20 protein-coding genes are annotated in these 20713 nt (G+C 61.2%); 6 read left to right on the top strand and 14 right to left on the bottom strand.

From position 1 onward, the window contains the following. Positions 1 to 138: 138 nt before the first annotated feature. The 6 genes from erpA to rplM all read right to left on the bottom strand — a co-directional run bounded on the left by erpA (position 139) and on the right by rplM (position 3813). Positions 139 to 501, bottom strand: a complete 363-nt coding sequence (gene erpA / locus GTP23_RS17500) for an iron-sulfur cluster insertion protein ErpA (protein ID WP_155434246.1) — start codon at positions 499 to 501, stop codon at positions 139 to 141. A 51-nt stretch (positions 502 to 552) separates the two neighbouring features. Beyond that, on the bottom strand, positions 553 to 924 hold the full coding sequence (locus tag GTP23_RS17495; protein ID WP_161036317.1) for a bactofilin family protein: 372 nt from the start codon (positions 922 to 924) through the stop codon (positions 553 to 555). Between the two features lie 65 nt (positions 925 to 989). Further along, positions 990 to 2027, bottom strand: a complete 1038-nt coding sequence (argC, locus tag GTP23_RS17490; RefSeq protein WP_161036316.1) for an N-acetyl-gamma-glutamyl-phosphate reductase — start codon at positions 2025 to 2027, stop codon at positions 990 to 992. A 96-nt stretch (positions 2028 to 2123) separates the two neighbouring features. Then, entirely contained in the window at positions 2124 to 2837 is a 714-nt protein-coding gene (locus GTP23_RS22620; protein ID WP_202412250.1) for a PEP-CTERM sorting domain-containing protein, read from the bottom strand. Between the two features lie 145 nt (positions 2838 to 2982). After that, positions 2983 to 3375 (bottom strand): 30S ribosomal protein S9, encoded by a 393-nt coding sequence (gene rpsI / locus GTP23_RS17480; RefSeq protein ID WP_154382826.1) that lies wholly within the window; start codon positions 3373 to 3375, stop codon positions 2983 to 2985. A gap of 9 nt (positions 3376 to 3384) precedes the next feature. Beyond that, a complete protein-coding gene (gene rplM / locus GTP23_RS17475) occupies positions 3385 to 3813 on the bottom strand; it encodes a 50S ribosomal protein L13 (RefSeq protein ID WP_155434244.1) in 429 nt (142 codons plus the stop codon). 273 nt (positions 3814 to 4086) lie between these two features. Between rplM and GTP23_RS17470 the strand changes: the two genes are divergently transcribed. Then, on the top strand, positions 4087 to 4509 hold the full coding sequence (locus GTP23_RS17470) for an OsmC family protein (RefSeq protein ID WP_161036315.1): 423 nt from the start codon (positions 4087 to 4089) through the stop codon (positions 4507 to 4509). A gap of 39 nt (positions 4510 to 4548) precedes the next feature. On the opposite strand, the gene coq7 is transcribed toward GTP23_RS17470, so the two are convergent. Beyond that, complete coding sequence (gene coq7, locus GTP23_RS17465; RefSeq protein WP_155434242.1) at positions 4549 to 5187, bottom strand: 2-polyprenyl-3-methyl-6-methoxy-1,4-benzoquinone monooxygenase; 639 nt, start codon at positions 5185 to 5187, stop codon at positions 4549 to 4551. Positions 5188 to 5244: 57 nt separating this feature from the next. Continuing rightward, positions 5245 to 5736 (bottom strand): hypothetical protein, encoded by a 492-nt coding sequence (locus tag GTP23_RS17460; RefSeq protein WP_229256153.1) that lies wholly within the window; start codon positions 5734 to 5736, stop codon positions 5245 to 5247. A gap of 244 nt (positions 5737 to 5980) precedes the next feature. On the opposite strand from GTP23_RS17460, the gene GTP23_RS17455 reads away from it, so the two are divergent. Beyond that, on the top strand, positions 5981 to 6874 hold the full coding sequence (locus tag GTP23_RS17455; RefSeq protein WP_161036314.1) for an ABC transporter ATP-binding protein: 894 nt from the start codon (positions 5981 to 5983) through the stop codon (positions 6872 to 6874). 9 nt (positions 6875 to 6883) lie between these two features. Further along, complete coding sequence (locus GTP23_RS17450) at positions 6884 to 10456, top strand: ABC transporter permease/M1 family aminopeptidase (protein ID WP_161036313.1); 3573 nt, start codon at positions 6884 to 6886, stop codon at positions 10454 to 10456. 91 nt (positions 10457 to 10547) lie between these two features. On the opposite strand, the gene GTP23_RS17445 is transcribed toward GTP23_RS17450, so the two are convergent. The 4 genes from GTP23_RS17445 to GTP23_RS17430 all read right to left on the bottom strand — a co-directional run bounded on the left by GTP23_RS17445 (position 10548) and on the right by GTP23_RS17430 (position 16328). Beyond that, a complete protein-coding gene (locus GTP23_RS17445) occupies positions 10548 to 13229 on the bottom strand; it encodes a DNA topoisomerase III (RefSeq protein WP_161036312.1) in 2682 nt (893 codons plus the stop codon). 218 nt (positions 13230 to 13447) lie between these two features. Then, positions 13448 to 13912 carry a Smg family protein gene (locus GTP23_RS17440; protein ID WP_161036311.1) on the bottom strand — a complete coding sequence of 155 codons (465 nt, stop codon included), beginning with the start codon at positions 13910 to 13912 and terminating at the stop codon, positions 13448 to 13450. A gap of 134 nt (positions 13913 to 14046) precedes the next feature. Beyond that, on the bottom strand, positions 14047 to 15177 hold the full coding sequence (gene dprA / locus GTP23_RS17435) for a DNA-processing protein DprA (protein WP_371866943.1): 1131 nt from the start codon (positions 15175 to 15177) through the stop codon (positions 14047 to 14049). 8 nt (positions 15178 to 15185) lie between these two features. Continuing rightward, complete coding sequence (locus GTP23_RS17430; RefSeq protein ID WP_161036310.1) at positions 15186 to 16328, bottom strand: LysM peptidoglycan-binding domain-containing protein; 1143 nt, start codon at positions 16326 to 16328, stop codon at positions 15186 to 15188. 287 nt (positions 16329 to 16615) lie between these two features. On the opposite strand from GTP23_RS17430, the gene def reads away from it, so the two are divergent. From def to GTP23_RS17415, 3 genes are all read left to right on the top strand, one after another. Further along, complete coding sequence (gene def, locus GTP23_RS17425) at positions 16616 to 17158, top strand: peptide deformylase (protein ID WP_161036309.1); 543 nt, start codon at positions 16616 to 16618, stop codon at positions 17156 to 17158. Positions 17159 to 17196: 38 nt separating this feature from the next. Then, positions 17197 to 18153 (top strand): methionyl-tRNA formyltransferase, encoded by a 957-nt coding sequence (gene fmt / locus GTP23_RS17420; RefSeq protein ID WP_161036308.1) that lies wholly within the window; start codon positions 17197 to 17199, stop codon positions 18151 to 18153. A gap of 128 nt (positions 18154 to 18281) precedes the next feature. Beyond that, the gene (locus tag GTP23_RS17415) at positions 18282 to 18917 is read left to right on the top strand and encodes an NAD(P)H-dependent oxidoreductase (protein ID WP_161036307.1); all 636 of its coding nucleotides are present in this window, start codon (positions 18282 to 18284) and stop codon (positions 18915 to 18917) included. Between the two features lie 54 nt (positions 18918 to 18971). Here GTP23_RS17415 and GTP23_RS17410 read toward each other — a convergent pair whose 3' ends face one another. After that, positions 18972 to 20066: a DUF2145 domain-containing protein gene (locus GTP23_RS17410; protein WP_229256152.1), complete on the bottom strand. Its 1095-nt coding sequence runs from the start codon at positions 20064 to 20066 to the stop codon at positions 18972 to 18974. Then, complete coding sequence (locus GTP23_RS17405; protein ID WP_371866942.1) at positions 20066 to 20527, bottom strand: hypothetical protein; 462 nt, start codon at positions 20525 to 20527, stop codon at positions 20066 to 20068. Before GTP23_RS17405 ends, GTP23_RS17410 begins: the two co-directional genes overlap by 1 nt. Positions 20528 to 20713 lie beyond the last annotated feature (186 nt).

Below are 20713 nucleotides of genomic sequence, written 5' to 3'. Positions count from 1 at the left end.
CAAACTCGTCTAAACAGGCATCCATGAACAGTATTGAGAAATGATATGCTTAACTCTGAATTCCATGCATAAAAAACGGCGGCGCAACCGGAGTTGCCCGCCGTTCTGTAGCTGCCGGTGATAACCGGCGCGCGGTCCTTAGACCGAGAACGAGGAACCGCAGCCGCAAGTCGAGCTTGCAGTTGGGTTCTTGATAACGAATTGCGCACCTTCCAGATCGTCCTTGTAATCGATCTCGGCGCCAACCAGATACTGGTAGCTCATCGAGTCGATCAGCAGCTGGACACCGTTTTTCACCATGGTGGTGTCGTCTTCGTTGACGATTTCATCAAAGGTGAAACCGTACTGGAAGCCGGAACAGCCGCCACCCTGTACGAATACGCGCAGTTTCAAATCCGGATTGCCCTCTTCCTCGATCAGTTGAGCGACTTTTTCAGCCGCGCTATCGGTGAAGATAATTGGTGCAGGCATTACATCTTGTGCGTCGGCGACAGCGTTCATTTCAGACTCCTAGGTAGAACAATTTGATCCATTATAGACCTTTGGCGAAAATCATGCTCTTGGGCGCATAATTGCCGCAGTCCGGCCCCGGCTTTCCAGTGGATGCAGATGCCCCAGCACCCTAGCGCCACCATGCATTTCCAGCACCTTATACCAGACATCGCCGATGATGCGGGCATGTGGCTGCATTTCAAGCAAATTAGCGCAAATCACGCAACCTTTTATTTCGCCGTCGAGAATGACGTGTTCGCAACACACTTCGCCTTCCACCCGGCCATTTGCGGCTATCACCAGATAGCCGTACTGGCCTGCTTCAGCCACCACATTGCCGATCACCACGCCGTCGATGCGCAGCCCGCCGCGGAACATCAGATGCCCGACTACGCGCATCTGTTCGCCGATCAGGCTGTCGATCTCGATCATGGCAGGCTTTCCGCTAGCAGGCAGGTAGAACCTAATCTACCCGCCGCAGCCAGCCTGCGTTTGATTTATGGCAGCAGCGCGATCTGGGTCAGGCCGGTATTTTCTGCCAGACCGAACATCAGATTCATACACTGCACGGCCTGACCGGAAGCGCCCTTGACCAGATTGTCCTGCACCACCAGCACGATCACGGTGCGGCCATTGCCCGGACGGTGCAGGGCCAGACGCAGCATATTCGAGCCACGGGTGGAACGGGTTTCCGGATGCGAGCCGAACGGCATCACATCGACAAACGCCGAATCCTTGTACTGCTCTTCGAACAGGGCTTGCAGCTCTTCATTGCTGATGTCGCGCGTCAGGCGGCCGTACAGGGTCGAGTGCATGCCGCGTATCATAGGCACCAGATGCGGGGTGAACACCAGTTCCACCGGCGCGCTGGTGAATTTCTGCAGCTGCGCCACGGTTTCCGGCGTGTGGCGGTGACCGGCCACGCCGTAGGCTTTGAAGTTGTCGCTGGATTCCGAGAACAGGGTGCCGATTTCCGCTTTGCGGCCAGCACCGGACACGCCCGATTTGCAGTCGGCAATCAGGCCGGCAGCATCGATCACGCCGGCTTTGAGCAGCGGGTAGTAACCCAGCTGCATGGTGGTCGGGTAGCAGCCCGGATTGGCCACCAGACGGGCTTTGCTGATCGCGTCGCGGTTCAGTTCAGCCAGGCCATAGGCCGCCTCTTCCAGCAGTTCCGGGCAAGTATGCTCGATCTTGTACCACTGCTCGAACACGGCGCGGTCCTTGATACGGAAGTCGGCCGCCAGATCGATCACTTTCACGCCGGCTGCCAGCAGTTCCGGCGCCTGCGCCATGGCCACGCCATGCGGGGTAGCAAAGAACACCACGTCGCACTGGCGCAGATCAGCCTTGTCCGGCGAGGAAAACGCCAGATGCACGCGGCCGCGCAGCGACGGGAACATGTCGGCCACGGGCAAACCGTCTTCCTTGCGCGACGTAATCGCTGTCAGCTCTACATCAGGATGAACGGCCAGCAGTCGCAGCAATTCCACGCCGGTATAACCGGTGCCGCCAACAATGCCCACTTTGATCATGTTGTTTGTCCCTTACAAAAGAAAAATGGCGCGTCATGCGCGCATGACCCGCCATTTTATCAGGTAGCGGCGCCACGCGCCGCGCCTCACATCAGTTTAGCGACGTGCGCGGCGCACCAGGCCCAGCAGGCCCAGACCCGCCAGCAGCATGCCGTAGGTAGCAGGCTCCGGCACCGGCGTCGGGGCGTTGGCCCAGGATTGCGAAACGATATTCAGATAGCCGTAGGCCGTCGCACCCGGCGCCGTACCAAACGAGCCGCGCATGGTCTCGTGCAGGCTACCCGTGCTGGTTTCCAGGTTGTAGGACAGCGGAATGAACTGGCTGCCCACAAACACCGCACCCGTTACCGAGACATTGGCGTGCCCCCAGCCGCCATTCATCGTCATGACACTGGCAAACAGTGGCATGGAGAATTCGGTGTAACCATTGCTGGCAATAAAAGTGATCCTGGTGCTGGCGCTGCTGTAGACCAGCCCCTGGTCCGCCCACGATTCGGCCGAGTTCGTTACATTGGACGAAACTGCCAGCGCATTGCTATTACCAACCGGCAAGTAAGTGCTCAGGGAATCCGCGCTGCTGCCCTTCAACTCTACCGGCACCGCGTTCAGATTGGCGAAGTAACGCACCGTCGTGTCGCTCTGGAGCGAAGTGAAACTGAAGGTCGGGTAGTTGTTGTGGTCGGTCGAATTGAAGGGAATTTGCGACCATTGGGTATAGCCGTCGATCCCGGCAGAGGCCGACGATTGGGCCTGGGCGGGCGCGGCCACAACGGCGGCGACCAGCAGAACAGCAGACAAGAAGCGTTTCATGCGTATTTTCGAATGTGGAAACTTTCAATTATGACAGCTAATTGAAGCTTTAACAAGCCCAGAAAACACAACAGCCGCCAGACCCAAGGGTGTGGCGGCTGCCGCAGGGAAGACACGGTGCAGAGACCGTGTCGACCAAAAGCGATTAACGCTTCGAGAATTGTTTTGCGCGACGTGCTTTGCGCAGACCAACTTTTTTACGTTCAACTTCACGTGCATCGCGGGTTACGAAGCCAGCGCGTGCCAGGTCACCTTTCAGGCCCGAATCGTAGTCGATCAGAGCGCGGGTGATACCGTGACGAACTGCACCTGCTTGACCCGACTCACCGCCGCCGTGTACGTTGACTTTGATGTCGAAACGTTCAACGTTGCCGGTCAGTTCCAGCGGTTGACGGATTACCATCAGGCCGGTTTCACGGGAGAAGTATTCAGCAGCTGGTTTGCCGTTGACGATGATTTGGCCAGTGCCAACTTTGATGAACACACGAGCTACTGCACTCTTGCGACGGCCGGTGCCGTAATTGTAGTTACCGATCATGTCAGTTCCTTAGATTTCGAGTGCTTTAGGTTGCTGAGCAGCGTGTGGGTGAGTACCCTCAGCGTACACTTTCAGCTTCTTGATCATTGCGTAGCCCAGTGGGCCTTTTGGCAGCATGCCCTTAACGGCCTTCTCCAGAGCACGACCTGGGAAACGCTGTTGCATTTTCAGGAAGTTGGTCTCGTAGATGCCACCTGGGTAGCCCGAGTGACGGTAGTAGGTCTTCTCGGTTGCTTTGGTGCCGGTCACGCGCAGTTTGCCTGCGTTAACGATGACGATGTAGTCACCGGTGTCGACGTGAGGAGTAAATTCTGGCTTGTGTTTGCCGCGCAGTCGGAGTGCCACTTCGCTGGCAACACGTCCGAGGACTTTGTCCGTCGCGTCAATCACGAACCAATCGCGCTGGACTTCATGGCCCTTGGCGGAAAAAGTTTTCATGTTGACTTCCTAATTAATTGAAACACGCTCAAATGGTGGTTCCGCCACAGCTTCAGCGGACTCGGCCTTCTTATTTACTTTCCTGAGCGAATGGAAAGCCGACAAGTATAAACGCCAAATCCACCGCAAGTCAAGGCTGGATGCGCTTTTCCGGCCCGCTGGCCGGCATTTTTCTGCGCTGGCCCGCAGTTTCGCCCCGATTACGGGGCGTGCGCCTGCCAGCCTAGCGCCAGTCCATTACAATACGGCCAACCTTTACACGCGGAGAGCACGATGGAATGCAAAGTTAGCTGGAATGGCCCTACGGGCATGAGTTTTTTGGCACAGACGGGTTCCGGCCATCTGGTCAACATGGATGGCGCACCGGAAGGCGGCGGCCACAATCTGGCCCCTCGCCCCATGGAAATGGTGCTGCTCGGCACGGGCGGCTGCTCGGCCTATGATGTCGTGCTGATCCTGAAAAAAGGCCGCGCCGATGTCCGCGGCTGCGAGTGCACGCTGAAAGCCGAACGCGCCGAAACGGAACCGAAAGTCTTCACCAGCATCCATTTCCACTTCACCGTGACGGGCAAAGACCTGAAACCGGAAGCAGTGGAACGCGCCGTCAAACTGTCGCACGAAAAATATTGCTCGGCTTCCATCATGCTGGCGAAAACCGCCAACATCACCCACTCCTTCGAGATTATCGAAGCTTGATCTGGATGCCGTTTTAGGCGGCTGCGCCTGGATGTAATCTTAGATGTAATAAGCGGTGCTGGTCATCACCTTGCCCATCACCGCCATCACTGCCTGCACCGGTGCTGGCGTGTTGATCGCGCCCAGCGCCTGTGCGGCTGCGCCGTGCTCGATTTCATCGATGCGCATCTGGTCGACGATCGCGCGCGAGCGGCCATCCTGCTCGGGCAGTTTCTGCAGATGGCTCTCCAGATGGGCTTCCACCTGACGTTCCGTTTCCACCACAAAGCCCAGACTGGCGCCGTCGCCGATCACGGCCGCCACCGTGCCCAGCGCATAGGCACCGGCATAGAACAGCGGGTTGAGCACGCTGATATGCGAGCCCAGCTCTTCCAGCCGCTGCGCCGTCCACGCCAGATGATCTTCTTCCTCGCGGCCGGCCTGCTCGAACTGGGCGCGGATTTCCTCCGTCTTGGCAAAGCGGCCCTGCGAGTTGTATAGCGCCTGCGCGCACACTTCGCCCACATGGTTGACCCGCATCAGCCCGGCACTATGGCGGCGCTCGGCGTCGCTCATTTGCGCGTCGGGAATGTGCAGGGCCGGCGTCGGGCGCGAAGCCGAGGCCACACCCGTGATCACACGCAAAGCCTTGTCGGCGCCAGAGATGAAACGGTCCAGTGGGGTGTGCTTGTAAGCCATGGCAAACTCGAGAATATGGGAGCGCATATTATACGGCGCTGCCGCTGATTTTCACTCTTAGCCGCGCTCAGCCCCTGCATCCGGCGCTACATCAGGCGCCGCCTGAGCAGCCTGTTCGGCCTGCTCGGCCGCCTCGCGCAACTGGCGCTGGCGTTCGATGTAATCGGCCACGGGGCCGCGCACATCGATCTTGGAGATATCTTTTGCCACACTCAGATTCAGCCCCAGCAGGAAGGGTATATTCTCCACTGGCACTTCCGTGCAGTATTCGCCGAATGCGCGCAGAAAGCGCTTGGACTCCAGCACAGGCACCACTTTCTCCCCGCTCATGTACTGCAGGATGCTGGTGATGCTATGGCCCTTGCCTATGGTGTGGTAGATGAAACGGTTGAACTGACGGTCCAGCCGCTTGAAATCCAGGGTTTCCTTGGTCATCAGGCCGGACAGGTAATACAGCCCCAGCGCCACGCGGAAAAAGCCGGTGGCTTCGTGCCGGTCCACGCCACAGCGGGTAACGGCCAGTATCTTTTCTTGGAGTTCCGGATTCATCTGCCCATTTTCCCATAATCGATGCTGTGCGGATATGAAACCGTACGAAACTGCAGCACAGTGTGGGTATTTCCCCAGTGCACATATTCGCTTGCCGTCCAGTAGGGCTTTTTTGCATCTTGGCGCAATCTTTATGCCGACTATCGCAATCCGCGCCCATGTCCTGCACAAGTTCAATACAATGCCATCTATGTAAAGTGTATAGCTACGTAGAAATAGGGCCATGCCCGCCACAGGAGTTAGTATGGAATTACGTATCAGCAACCTGTCCAAGACCTATGCCAATGGCGTTGTGGCTCTGGACAATATTTCGCTGACCATCCCGACCGGGATGTTCGGCTTGCTCGGCCCCAACGGCGCCGGCAAGTCGACGCTGATGCGCACCCTCGCCACCCTGCAGGAATGCGATTCCGGCTCCGTCTTCCTCGACGATATTGATGTACTTGATGAAAAAGATGCCGTGCGCCGCCTGCTCGGCTATCTGCCGCAGGACTTCGGCCTGTACCCGAAAGTCACGGCCTACGAACTGCTCGACCATCTGGCCGAGCTGAAAGGCCTGTCCGGCCGTGCGCGCCGGCGCGAAGTGGTGGACGGCCTGCTGCAGCAGACCAATCTGTTCGAAGTGCGGCACCAGCGTCTGGGCGGCTTCTCGGGCGGCATGCGCCAGCGCTTCGGCATCGCCCAGGCCCTGCTCGGCGATCCCAAGCTGATCATCGTCGATGAACCGACGGCCGGCCTCGACCCGCAGGAACGGGTGCGCTTCCACAACCTGCTGTCCGATATCGGCGAAGACAAGACGGTGATCCTGTCCACCCACATCGTCAGCGATGTGGCCGACCTGTGCGCCAACATGGCCATCATCAACAAAGGCCATCTGCTGCTGTGCGGCCCCACCCAGCAGCTGATCCATGAAGTCAGCGACAAGATCTGGGCCCGCTTCATCGACAAGCGCGACCTGCCTTCCTTCCAGCTGCGCCACCCGGTGATTTCCTCGCGCCTGCTGTCGGGCCGCACGCTGATCCACGTGTACAGCGAGAACGATCCGGGCGACGGCTTCGAAGAAACTCTGGGCGATCTGGAAGACGTGTATTTCGCCACCATTTCCGGCCGCCATCAGGCCGACAGCCAGTGCAGCTGAGGATAGATCATGTTCGCCATCGCCTCTTTTGAAGCGCGCCAGCGCCTCAAGCTGCTCTCCACCTGGGTGTATTTCGCCGGGTTCTTCGCCCTTGCCCTGCTGTGGATGGCGGCGGCCGGCGGCGCGCTGAAACAGGCCAATGTCAGCTTCGGCGGCGTGATGATCGATTCGCCCCGCTCGCTGATGCTGACAGCCAGCTATCTGGGCTCGTTCGGCGTGGTGGTGATTGCCGCCATGATGGGCCGCTCGGTGCAGCAGGATTTCGAATACGACATGCAGCACTTCTTCTTCAGTGCGCCCATCAGCAAAGCCCAGTATATGTTCGGCCGCTTCCTCGGCGCCTATCTGACGCTGGCCATCATTTTCACCAGCATCATGCTCGGTGCCTGGCTGGGCCGCTATCTGCCCGGCATCGATCCCGACAAGCTGGCCGAGCCCAGCCTGCTGGCCTATCTGATACCCTATCTGCTGGTCGTGCTGCCGAATATCCTGATCTTCGGCGCCGTCTTTTTCATGCTGGCCGCGCTGAGCCGGCGCATGCTGCCGGTGTATATTTCCAGCGTGGTGATGCTGGTAGCCTATCTGGTGGCGCCCGGTCTGGCGCGCGACCTCGACTACAAGACCCTGGCCGCCCTGATCGACCCGTTCGGCACTATGGCCGTGGGCCGCGTGACGGAATACTGGCCCATCATCGAACGCAATACCCGCATGTTCTGGCCGGAAGGCGTGTATCTGGTGAACCGCCTGATGTGGGCATCCTTCGCCATCGTCGGCCTGCTGGCCGGCTACTGGCGCTTCCACTTCATCGCCAGCCTCGATACGGGCCGCGCCCGCAGCGAAGGCGAAGAAGCCCGCCCGCTCAGCAGCACGGCCGAGCAAACCCGCCAGGCACCCGACTTCGCCAGCCGCAGCCTGACCCTGCTGCTGGCCAAGATGAGCTGGATGAATTTGCGCGAAAGCACCAAGAACATCTACTTCCTCGTCATCGTGCTGGCCGGCGTGCTGATGATGTATGCCAACTCGCTGGAACTGGGCTCGCTGTACGGCACCGCCACCTACCCCGTCACCTATCTGGTGCTGGAAGCGATCAGCGAGACTTTCGCCCTGTTCATGTTCATCATCACCACGTTCTATGCCGGTGAGCTGGTCTGGCGCGAGCGCGAGGCACACGTCAGCCAGATGTTCGATGCGCTCCCCATCCCCAACTGGCTACCCCTGTTCTCCAAGCTGCTGGCCCTGATCGGCCTGCAGGCCCTGCTGATGCTGGTGGTGATGTTATGCGGCATGAGCATCCAGATCGCGCAGGGCTATTTCCTGCTCGAACCGGGCCTGTATGCGCACCACCTGTTCCTCGTGCTGCTGCCCGGCTATGCCCTGCATGCCGTGCTGGCCATCGCCCTGCAGGTGCTGATCAACCAGCGCTACGTGGCCTACTTCGCCATGATCGTGTACTACATCATCAGCATTGCCAGCAGCTCGCTGGGCATCGATGATCCCATGCTCATCTTCGGCAATATGCCCAGCTTCATCTACTCGGCCATGAATGGCTACGGCCACTACCTGGCGCGCGAAAACTGGTTCCTGCTGTACTGGAGCGGCGCCGCAATCGTGCTGGTGCTGCTGTCCCTGCTGTTCTGGTCGCGCGGCACACCGCATAGCTGGGCGCAGCGTTTGCAACTGGCGCGCCACGGCCTGACGCCGCCGGTACTGGCCGGCTTCGCACTGGGCCTGCTGGTATTCGGCGGCACGGGCGGCCTGCTGTACTACAACACCCACGTGGCCAACCGCTACGAATCGGCCTACCAGAAGGATGCCGACCGTGCCAGCTACGAACGCCAGTACCGCCAGTATCTGGCGCTGCCGCAGGCCCGCATCACCGACGTCAAACTGGACGTGGCGATCGAGCCGGCCCAGCGCGCACTGACCGTCAAAGGCCGCTACCTGCTGCAGAATAAGGGCAGCCAGCCCGTCACCGACGTGATCGTGTATCAGGACCACAAGGCCACCAGCTATACCGTGCGCTTCAGTCAGGCCACCCGCCCCGGCCTGCGCGACACCGTGCTGGGCTTCTACAGCTACAAACTGGTCACGCCGCTGGCACCGGGCGACAAGCTGGCCATGGATTTCGATCTGGCCTACCGGCCGCAAGGCATACTGGGGCTGGGCGAGGAAACCCCCGTGATCGCCAACGGCACCTTCTTCAGCAATCAGGTGCTGCCGCACATCGGCTACCAGAGCGCGCTGGAATTGCAGGACGCAGGCGATCGCAAGAAACACGGCCTGCCGGCGCGCGACCAGCTGCCGCCGCGCGACGATGCCGCCGGCCTCGCCAACAACAACGTCAGCAATGATGCCGACTGGATCAGCTTCGATGCCACCGTCAGCACCAGCGCCGACCAGATCGCCATCGCACCGGGCACGCTGCTCAAGCAATGGAGCAGCAAGCAGCGCCACTACTACCACTACAGGATGGAGCAACCCATCCTCAATCTGTACGCCTTCCAGTCGGCGCGCTATCAGGTCAAGCGCGACTGGTGGCAGGATGTCAGCATCGAGCTCTACTACCACCCCGGCCACAGCTACAACCTTGAGCGCATGAACAAGGGCATCAAGGAAGCGCTGGACTACTACACGCGCAACTTCGGCCCCTACCAGAACAAGCTGGTACGCATCGTCGAGTTCCCCCGCTACGCCAGCTATGCGCAATCGCTGCCCACCACCATCGCCTATTCGGAAGCGCTAGGCTTCATCGCCAAGGTGAATGACCGCAACCCCAAAGACGTCGACTACCCGTTCTACGTCACCGCGCACGAAGTGGCGCACCAGTGGTGGGGCCATCAGCTAGTGGGCGGCAACACCCGTGGCGCTACCGTGCTGAGCGAAACGCTGGCCGAGTATTCGGCCCTGATGGTGATGAAGAAAAACGTCGGGCCCGAGCGCATGCGGCGCTTCCTGCGCTACGACCTCGAGCAGTATCTGATGGGCCGTGCCATCGAGCGCAAAAAGGAATTGCCGCTGGCCGATAATGAAAACCAGAACTACATCCAGTACCGCAAAGGCAGTCTGGCCATGTACCAGCTGCAGGAGGCCATAGGCGAGACGCGCATCAACGCGGCGCTGAAAGAGATGCTGGCCGAATACCACCACCGCGCCGGCCCCTATCCTTCGGTGACGGTGCTGGTGGAAGCACTGCGCAAGATCACCCCGCCCGACTATGCCTACCTGATCGACGATGTGTTCAACCATATCGTGCTGTACGAGAACCATGCCATCTCGGCCAGCGCACGCCGCCTGCCGGACGGACGCTACGAAGTGGCCTTCAGCGTCAGTGCGGCCAAGGTGCGCGCCAGCGAACAGGGTGCCGAAATGGACATGCTGCTGCGCGACTGGATAGAAGTGGGCATAGACGACAAGGACGGCAACAGCCTGTACCGCGAACGCAAGCTGATTACCCACAAGGATAATCTGTACACGGTGATCGTCAACGGCCGTCCGGCCAAGGCCGGCATCGATCCCGACAACAAGCTGATCGACCGCAAGCCGCGCGACAATATGATCAACGTCGAACTGCTGCCGCTCTGACGCGGCTAGCACCGGTCAGTGCCCATAAAAAAACGGAACCCGCGGGTTCCGTTTTTTTGTGCCTGCCGTCTGCCAGCACTAGCGCGCCGGCTTACTCGGCAGCGGCTTTCTTGCTTGTGGCTTTCTTGGCCGGCGCTTTCTTGGCAGCAGGCTTCTTCGCTGCAGCTGTCTTGGCGGGCGCGGCTTTCTTGGCAGCCGGCTTTTTGGCCGGTGCCGCTGCGCCCTCGTCTGTGCCCTCTACCGCCTGATCGGCCGCCGCAGCAGCAGCCTTGCCTTTGGCCGGCGCCTTGGCTTTGCGCTCTTCGAACTCGAAGCTGATCTTGCCGTCTTTGCCACGGGTCAGGAAAGCCTTGAACGGACGGCGGGTGCGCTGCGAGACAAAGCCCGGCAGCAGATCCGTCTTGCCATCGTTGAGCAGCTTGGCCATCTGCTCGGGCAGGATTTCCTGCTGCAGAATGATGCGGCCACTACGGAAGTCGCAAGTCTTGGGTTTGGCCATGGTGTTTTCGCACACATAGGCCAGCCCCATTTCATACACGCCGCCCTGGCATTTCGGGCAGCTACCCAGCGGCGTCTGGCCCGTGAAGTCGACCGGCTCGCTATCCTCGGCATCATCGTTCTGGCCGAAGTCGAACTCCAGCTTGAAGTTGCTGATGTCTTCGTCGCGCACGATGCGCAGGATGGCCGCAAACGGACGGCCCATCTTGGAGCGGAAGCCCTGCAGCGGACCGATGGTACGGTCTTTCAGCAGCTGTTCCACTTCCGCGATTTCGAACTGGCGGCTGCCCGGCGTTTTGCTCATCGAGAAATCGCACTTGGTGCAGGCGAAGCGGCGATAGTTTTCCTTCACCACGCTGCCGCAATTCGGGCATGGCGTGTGCAGCGTATGGTAGTCGCCGGGGATGGTGTCGTTGTCGTACTCCTTGGCACGCTTGACGATGACTTGCGCCATCTGGGCGATTTCGCGCATGAATTCGTCACGCGAAATTTTGCCCTTCTCCATCTGCGACAGCTTGTATTCCCACTCGCCCGTCAGCTCCGGCGCCGTCAGTTCGTTCACTCCCAGACCGCGCAGCAGGGTCATCAGCTGGAACGCTTTGGCGGTTGGCATCAGCTCGCGCCCTTCGCGCAGCAGATAGCGTTCCGTCAGCAGGCCTTCGATGGTGGCCGCACGCGTGGCTGGCGTGCCCAGACCTTTACCGGCCATGGCGTCGCGCAGTTCGTCGTCTTCCACCAGCTTGCCCGCGCCTTCCATGGCCGACAGCAGCGTCGCTTCCGTGTAGCGTGCTGGCGGTTTGGTCACCAGACCGTTGGCATGAACCTGATCCGTCAGTACCGATTCGCCTTTGGCGACCGGCACCAGATTGCCTTTGGCTTCGCCGTCGGCAGCGCCGTCCTTGCTATCGGCTTCCTTGCCGTAGATGGCCAGCCAGCCCGGATTGGTCATCACCTTGCCTTCAGTCTTGAACTGATGGCCCGCCACCTCCGTGTAGCGCGTGGTGACCTGAAACTCGGCCGCAGGGAAGAACACGGCCATGAAGCGGCGCACCACGAGGTCGTACAGCTTCTGTTCCGGTTCGGACAGATTCTTCGGCGCGATGGTGGTCGGGATGATCGCAAAGTGATCGGAAATCTTGGTGTTATCGAAGATCCGCTTGTTCGGCTTGACCCAGCCCTTGTCCAGTATCTGCTTGGCGAACTGGTGGTAGTTAGGATTTTCCTTGACCACTTCCAGCGCCTGATTCACCGTCGGCATATAGTCTTCCGGCAAATGGCGCGAATCAGTACGCGGGTAGGTCAGCACTTTGTGCTTTTCATACAGGGCCTGTGCCAGACCCAGCGTGTTCTTGGCCGAGAAGCCGAAGCGCGAGTTGGCTTCGCGCTGCAAGCTGGTCAGATCGAACAGGGCCGGCGCCATCGAGGTGGTCGGCTTGGCTTCTTCCGTGACCTTGCCCTGCTTGCCGCGTACGGCCAGCGCAATGGTATCGGCGGCCGTCTTGCTCCACAGACGCTCGGCGCGTTTTTCCGGATCGTTCTCGTCCTTCTTGAATTTGGTGTCCAGCCAGCGGCCTTCGTACACGCCGGCAGCGCAGACGAACTCGGCGCGCACTTCCCAGAAGTCGCGCGGCACGAATTTCTTGATCTTCTCTTCCCGCTCGACCACGATGGACAGCGTCGGGGTCTGCACCCGGCCTACCGTGGTCAGGTAGAAACCGCCCTCTTTCGAGTTAAACGCCGTCATGGCTCGCGTGCCGTTAATGCCGATCAGCCAGTCCGCTTCCGAGCGGCAGCGTGCGGCATCGGCCAGCGGCATCATGTCTTCATCGCTGCGCAGATGGGCAAAGCCTTCGCGGATGGCGCCCGGCGTCATCGACTGCAGCCACAGCCGCTTGACCGGCTGCTTGGCCTTGGCGTTCTGCGCGATCAGGCGGAAAATCAGCTCCCCTTCGCGGCCCGCGTCACATGCGTTGATGAGGGTGGTGACATCTTTACGCTTGATCAGCTTGTTCAGTACCTTGAGCCGTGCTTCCGTCTTGGCGATAGGGTTGAGCGCGAAATACGGCGGAATCATGGGCAGGTGGGCAAAACTCCATTTGCCACGCTTCACATCATGTTCTTCCGGAACGGCAATTTCCAGCAGGTGACCGACGGCGGAGGACAGCACGAACTCGTCGGATTCAAAGTACTCATCGTGCTTGGTAAAGCCGCCCAGCGTCTTCGCGATGTCGTTCGCGACAGATGGCTTCTCGGCGATGATGAGGGTTTTTGTCATATTCTGTATCTCGTTTTTAACACTTTTGGGGTCGGTGCAGCATGCGCATCATACATGGCTCGCCGCGCAGTCTGCACGTTTGCGCGCCTGAAGGCAAGAACGACACGACGAAAATTGTCAAAGTGACTAGTCAAAGCGCCAATAATAAGCGCCTTGCAGGCAGCACTGCAAGCGGCTTGCGTACCGGTGTGGCGCGCAACATTTTCAAAACTGCAAGTTTAGTGCAGCAAGCGCGGGGCTTGATCTTCGTCTGAAGCGAACAGATCGTCGAACATCAGGGCATCTGGCTCTTTACCTTGACTCCAGAGCAACATCAGCACGATCACCTTGAGTTTGACCAGCGCAATCGGCGTCTCACCCAGCGACAACGCCCGTTCGATCACGATTTCACGCTGCAGCGGCGACAGTACTTTGGCCGATTCGAGGAACTGGATGAAGCCTATGGCCTGGCTGCCCAGCGCATCGTGCTCCTCGTCCACGTAGAAGCGGGTGCCGGTCGAGGCCGCCGTCAGCGACTGTTCCACCCCGGCCATGGCCGTGAGGTCGCCCAGCCACACCAGTGCTTCGGAAATTTCCACGTCATCAAAGCCTATGGCCGAAAGTTTCTTGGCCAGCGCCACCGGCTCCGGGCAGGCGTCCGGACGGTAGTAGGTTTCGTAGAGGTAGACAAGGATATCGAACATGGCTCTACTCTATCAGCTAAGGCTGCGCGCCGACAAGTCTCGCCCCGGCTTTGTCCTGCACAGCAGCGCGAAGGCAGCGTTGCCTGTCTGCCTGCTCGCCTGCTCGCCTGCTTGCCTGCCCGCACGCGCCGGAGCTACTGCCACACGCGCTGGAACTGCCCGCCCGGCAGGCGCTCGACCAGCCCGGCCAGCTCCAGCGCCAGCAGCTGCCCCTGCAGCTCGGCCACCGGCTGATTCAGCTGCTGGGACAGCCCGTCAGCCGTGGCGCACTGCTGGCCCAGCGCCTGCAGCAGCGTATCGACGAAAGCATCATCGGGCTGGGTATAGCCGGCACCGGCCCTTTCCAGCAACCCCAGATCGACCAGAATATCGTCAGCACTCTCGACCAGCTTGGCGCCATCGCGCCGGATCAGCTGATGACACCCCTTGGCCAGCGTGGCGTGGATGGAGCCGGGCATGGCATACAGCTCCTTGCCCTGATGCACGGCCAGCCGTGCCGTGATCAGCGAGCCGGACTTGGCCGCCGCTTCCACCACCAGCACGCCGGCCGCCAGCCCGCTGATCAGGCGGTTACGGCAAGGGAAGTTGTCACGCAAGGGCGGCGTACCCAGCGCGAACTCGCTGACCACACAGCCTTCGACCGCAATACGGCGTGCCAGCGCTGCATTTGCGGCCGGATAGATGCGGTCCGGCCCCGTGCCGATGAATGCCACCGTGCTGCCCTGCCCCGCCAGCCCGCCGGCATGGGCGGCGCCGTCGATGCCCTGCGCCAGCCCGGAAACGATGGTCAGGCCCGCGTCGGACAGCGCGTGCGCCATGCGCTGGGCCGTCAGCTTGCCCTGCTGACTGGCATTGCGTGAGCCGACGATGGCCAGCGCCGTGCACGCCAGCAGTTCGCGCCGGCCCTGCACATATAACAGCAGCGGCGGCGCGGGCAGGCGGGCCAGCAGCGGCGGATAGCCGGGCGCCCCGTACGCCAGCAGCGCGTGGCCGCCCTGCTCCTGCCAGCGTAAGGTCGCCTCGACCAGCGCGGCCAGTGCGGGTGCCGGCGGTGCCAGCACGGCGCTGGCCTGGGCCGGCCGCAGACAGCCCAGCAACGCAGCGTAATCAGTTTCGAACAGCGCTTGAAAACTGCCGTAGCGCTGCAGCAGGCGGTGCGCCGTCAGCAGGCCCACGCCGGCCACCTGCTGTAAACGCAGACAGCCGGCCAGCGCTTGTGCACTGACCGGCTGTAAAGCTTCAAACTGGATATCCGTGGCTGGCACGGCACACCTCACTCGGGTGATTTGGCGTAGTCGCCCACCTCCACCGGCGCCGACACCTGCATGATCAGGCCATACGACACATGCTTGAACACGCGGAAAATAAACAGGTTGCCCACTTTCTCGTCCGGCAACTTGACCTGCTGCGTACGCAAGCCCAGCCAGCTTTTCGGCGCCGTCTCGTCGTTCACAGTCCTGCCTGTATGGTAAAGCTGCAGCACGGCGCCGATATCGAGTCCGTCAAGCTGGCCGCGATTAATGCTGACCACCTGATTCTGTCCGGCATGGGAAACGCCGCCGTAAATGGCCAGCACCCGCGCAGCAACGGGCTGGGCCGGTGCATGGGGCACGAAGTTCTGCATGGGCATGGGTGGCAGCGGCCGCAGCTGGTCGCCCTTGCCCATTTCTTCCTTGGCGTTCTGCACGATGAAGGTATGCACATCGCTGCCGGGCGGCGCCTCCGCCTGCAGGCTCAGCGTGCCCAGATAGAAGGCTTCGTAGGCGATCACCTGCCCCGTCTGCGGATCTTTCAGCGGCTTGCCGGGACGGAAAGCCTGGAAGGTCGGGCCACCGTTCAGCGTGCCGCGCACATAGGCCTTGTCGTCCTTGCCAATGAACACATGGTTATCCGGCGTGGCGACGATGCGCGGTGCGCCCGTCAATTCGTCGTTTTCGATAATCAGCGGCTGGGTCAGGAAGGGTTCGATCACATGGGCGGGAATGCTGCTGATGGCATCCTGCCCCACACCCAGCACGCGCGCCTGCGGCTGCAGACGCTGGCTGACCACGCCGCTACCATCGTCCGTGCTGACGGCCAGCGGCTGGCCCAGCCGCAAGCGCCCGGCCGCACGGTCGAACCAGATGATCTGGCCCGGATAGATCCAGTGCGGGTTGGCGATTTCCTCGCGGTTCATGCCCCACACGGTAGGCCAGCACCACGGCTGGTCGAGGAAGCGGCCGGCGATATCCCACAGGGTATCGCCCTTGACGACTTTATGCTGGTCCGGCGCATCGGCACGGAAGCTGCAAGCAGCTGGCGCCGCGTGAGCGCTGGCCGCCAGCAGGGTGATGCTGCCCAGCGCCAGCGCGGCCGCCAGACCTGTCCACGCGCGTGTCCGTGCTAAGCGGGGGCCGACTGTGCTAAAATTTTTCATAGTTGGATCCAGTAAGTGTGCCCGCTAGCCATGCAGATCATGCCTCAGGCACACACCGCAAACAGTACCCTGCCGTTACACCATGCAGGTCGCTGAAGTTGCCAAATTGAATCAAATTCTGCCCACAAAACCCTGAACTAGCAAGCGAAACCACTGTGTCTCTGTGTTGCATTTCGGGTCAATAAACATAGTGCGATGTGCAGCCACTGCAGCCCGCGTTATCAAGGCAACCACATAGTTATCAACTACGACAGCCGTCGTATTACATCGAGAGTTCCGTACCCCTTATGGCTATCCTGAATATTCTGCGTTATCCCGATCCCCGCCTGCACAAGGTGGCCCAGCCTGTGACCGTGTTCGACGAGCGGCTGGAAAAACTCGTGGCCGACATGGCCGAAACCATGTACGACGCACCGGGCGTGGGTCTGGCTGCGTCGCAGGTGGACGTGCATGAACAGGTAGTGGTGATCGACACGACCGAAACCAAGGATGCACTGCAAGTATTCATCAATCCGGAAATCCTCTGGGCCAGCGAAGAACGCGAAGTGTATGACGAGGGCTGTCTGTCCGTGCCCGGCATTTACGACGGCGTGGAGCGCCCGGCCCGTGTCAAGGTGCGCGCGCTGGACGCCAAAGGCCAGGCCTTCGAACTGGAAGCCGATGGGCTGCTGGCCGTCTGCATCCAGCACGAAATGGATCACCTGAAAGGTAAGGTATTTGTCGAATACCTGTCGCCACTCAAGCGCAACCGCATCAAGACCAAGCTGCTGAAAGAAGAACGCGGCATGGAACGTGCGGCCCAGCTGCGCGCGCAAGGCCGCCGCTTCTAAGCGGCTGCCCGTCTTACGCTACCGATCAGGAATCCCGCATGAAAGTGATTTTCGCCGGCACGCCGGAATTTGCCGCCGTGGCCCTGCAAGCTCTGCACGAGGCCGGTTTTGAAATTCCGCTGGTGCTGACCCAGCCCGACCGCCCGGCCGGGCGCGGCATGCATCTGCAGCCGTCTGCCGTCAAGCAGTACGCCGTGGCACACGGCATGGAAGTGCTGCAGCCGCTGTCGCTGCGCATGGACAGCCCTGATCCGGTGCGCGCCGAACAGGCCAAAGCAGCGCACCAGCGCCTGCTGTCCACGCCCTACGATGTGATGGTGGTAGCGGCCTATGGCCTGATCCTGCCGTGCAGCACGCTGGACATCAAGCCCTGCCTGAACATCCACGGTTCGCTGCTGCCGCGCTGGCGCGGCGCTGCACCTATCCACCGCGCCATCGAAGCGGGAGACAAGGAAACCGGCATCACCATCATGCAGATGGAAGAAGGCCTCGATACGGGCCCCATGCTGCTGGTCGAAAGCCTGCCCATCACGGCGCAGGACAGCACCGGCACGCTGCATGACAAGCTGGCAGCCATGGGCGGCCAGCTGATAGTGCAAGCCTTGCGCCAGCTCCAGCATGGCCAGCTGGAAGCCGTGCCGCAGCCGGAAGCGGGCGTCAACTACGCCGCCAAGATCAGCAAGGAAGAAGCGGCGCTGGACTTCAGCCTGTCCGCCACCGAACTCGACCGCAAGATCCGCGCCTTCAATCCCTTCCCCGGCGCCCATGCCAGCGTCAATGGCGTGCACATCAAGCTGTGGGGTGCGGAAGCGCTGCCCGCCAGCAGCAAGGCCGAGCCGGGCCAGATCCTCGCGGCCGATGCCCAGCACGGCATCGTGGTGGCCTGCGGCACGGGTACGCTGCGCCTGACTTCGCTGCAGAAGCCGGGCGGCAAACGCTTGCCAGCCGCCGAGTTCATCAAGGGCTTCCCGCTGGAAGGCCTGAAGCTGGGCTGAACCACGACCCGGCGCAAAACCGGGGAGCACTCAGCGCGTCCTGAGAATTTATGTTAACGTCTTATGCTAGAGCCCGCTAATGAGCGGGTTCTGCTCTGACTGATAACATATACACAGGAACACCACCCATGACGCTGATTGACAAACTGAACTGGCGCTACGCCACCAAAAAATACGACGCTTCCAAAAAGGTCGCCGCCGACAAGGTCGAGCGCATCCTCGAAGCCATCCGTCTGGCCCCCACTTCGAGCGGCCTGCAGCCCTTTGAAGTACTGCTCGTGACCAATCCGGAAAAACGCGCCCAGATCCAGACCGTGGCCTGGAATCAGGCCCAGGTGACGGAAGCTTCCCACCTGCTGGTCTTTGCCGCATGGGATAACATCACCGAAGCGCGCATCGACATGATGTTCGATCTGACCAACGAGCAGCGCGGCTTCATCAACGAAGGCTGGGAAGCCTATCGCAAACAGCTGAAAGGCATCGTTGCCGCCCGTGGCGACAAGGCCAACTTCGACGCCGCCGCCCGTCAGGCCTACATCGCGCTGGGCGTCGCGCTGGTAGCGGCTGCCGAAGAGCAGGTCGATGCCACGCCGATGGAAGGTTTCGACCCGGCTGCCGTCGACGAAATTCTGGGCCTGAAAGAGCGCGGCCTGCGCTCGGTAGTGATCCTGCCGCTGGGCTACCGCGCCGACGACGGCGACTGGCTGGTCAATCTGAAAAAAGTCCGCCGCTCGCGCGAACATCTGGTATCCGAAATCGCCTGATGGCAGGGGCATGCCGGCCAGGCTGCCGGTGCGCCCCTCCCGCCGCATTCGGCCCTAGTCGGCCAGCGGTATCACGCGGTCGTCCGGTCCCGCCACACAACCGGCGGCGACGGGCGACCAGCCACGATGCACCACGATCTGGTGTTCATCGTGGCACAGCTCCACCCGGCTACTGCCCGGAAAACGCTGCTGCACAAACTGTTCTACCGTCGCCGGCAGGCTGACCTGCAAACGCATGGCATCGCGCGCCGCATCCGGATGATCATCCAGATGCACAAGTGGCACGAACCAGGAAGCCAGCATCAGCCAGCGCGAGCCCACTTCTACCGGCTGCGGCGCATAGGCCGCCTGCGCCAGCCATGCCTGCGCGCGCGCCCGCAAGTCCTCGCCTTCAGCCAGCCCGCCCCAGCCTGCGGCCAGCATTTCCATCACCCACTGATTGCAGTTCTGATAGCGCAGGCTGTAGATATAGGCATTGGCGCTATAGCGTGCGGCCAGCAATTGCTGCACGCGCGTGCCATCCAGCAGCGCCGTGCGCAGCGTGGCGCTGGCCTCGGCCGGCAGCCGCACCAGCGACACATAACCAAGCGCAGCATCGTCCGTGCCCAGCACGAAGCCGGCCAGTCCCTGATCGAAGATGCGCGGACGGCCTTCATCGCAGGCGTAATACAGCTGGCGTGCCGACCACACGCCCTGCTCCGAGCGCCAGCCCAGCGCCGCATGGGAATAGCGGATCGCGAAGCGCGACAGGTCCAGCCCCGAGCGGCTGAGCAATACGATGCCATCCTCGAGCGCCAGCTCTTCGCGCAACACGGCGGCAAAGCGCAGCAGGCGGTCCTGCTGGGCCGCCGTCAGGGCTAGCGTGCGGTCGCAAAAGCGGCCCGAGCCGGAACCTGAACCAGAGCCGGCGCCTAAGCTGGGGCCTGAGCTGGGGCCTGAGCTGGGGCCTGAGCTGGGGCCTGAGCTGGGGCCTGAGCTGGAGCTGGAACCGGAGCCGGAGCCGGTGCGGGCAGCGGCCGCAGGGGGCAGCCCTGCTACAGCGGCCTGTTCCGGCATTGCCGCCGCTGCGGCTTGCGGCGCTGGGGCCATGCTGTGCGCGGGCGGCGCTACTGCCAGCGCCAGCAGCAGCGCCGCTGCACGCCAGTACATCAGAGCGTCACTGGGCGGCTAGCCAGTTCGCCATACCACGCATCGGCCAGCACCAGATAGAAGGGCTGGTGCGTATCGGCGCGGCCGAACTCGATGCCGTACACGCGGTTCTGCGCATACATGCTATCGCCCTGCCCCAGCTGCTGGGCAGCAAAGGTAGGCTGCGGCAGATCCAGCACCACCTGCTGCTGCGCCTGTTCGCCCTGCAGCGTCAGACGGGTGCGACCCGCCTGACCGGGCGTGGCGGCGATATCGATGATGCGGTAATGGCCATCGGCCACCTTGCGCTGGTTGCCGCCCGAACTATTGCTGGAACTGCTGAGGGAATCGGACACGCTGCCGCTGGACGCGGAGCTGGCACTGGAAGCCGACGAAGCCAGACTATCGGCACTGACTTGAAAAGAACAGCACATAATTGCTACCGACAGAACCAGACCACGACCATTATTAAAGAGATACATACTTTGACCCTGAGGAAGAAATTACACAAAGTATATCGGCTAGCTCCACCAGTCGCTGCAAAGGAAGGAAACATATCTGTTAAACCCAGCCAAGGCAAAGCATATTGTTGCTGTTATGCCGGTATTTTCTGAAGCAAATTTTGCGATGCCGTATAATCTTAGACCGCCGTCAACTTCTGGACCCTG

This window comes from Duganella fentianensis (assembly GCF_009857835.1).
Classification (GTDB): Bacteria; Pseudomonadota; Gammaproteobacteria; order Burkholderiales; family Burkholderiaceae_D; genus Rugamonas; species Rugamonas fentianensis.
Note: the sequence above shows the minus strand (reverse complement) of the source record. Positions and strands in the feature narration are given on the sequence as shown.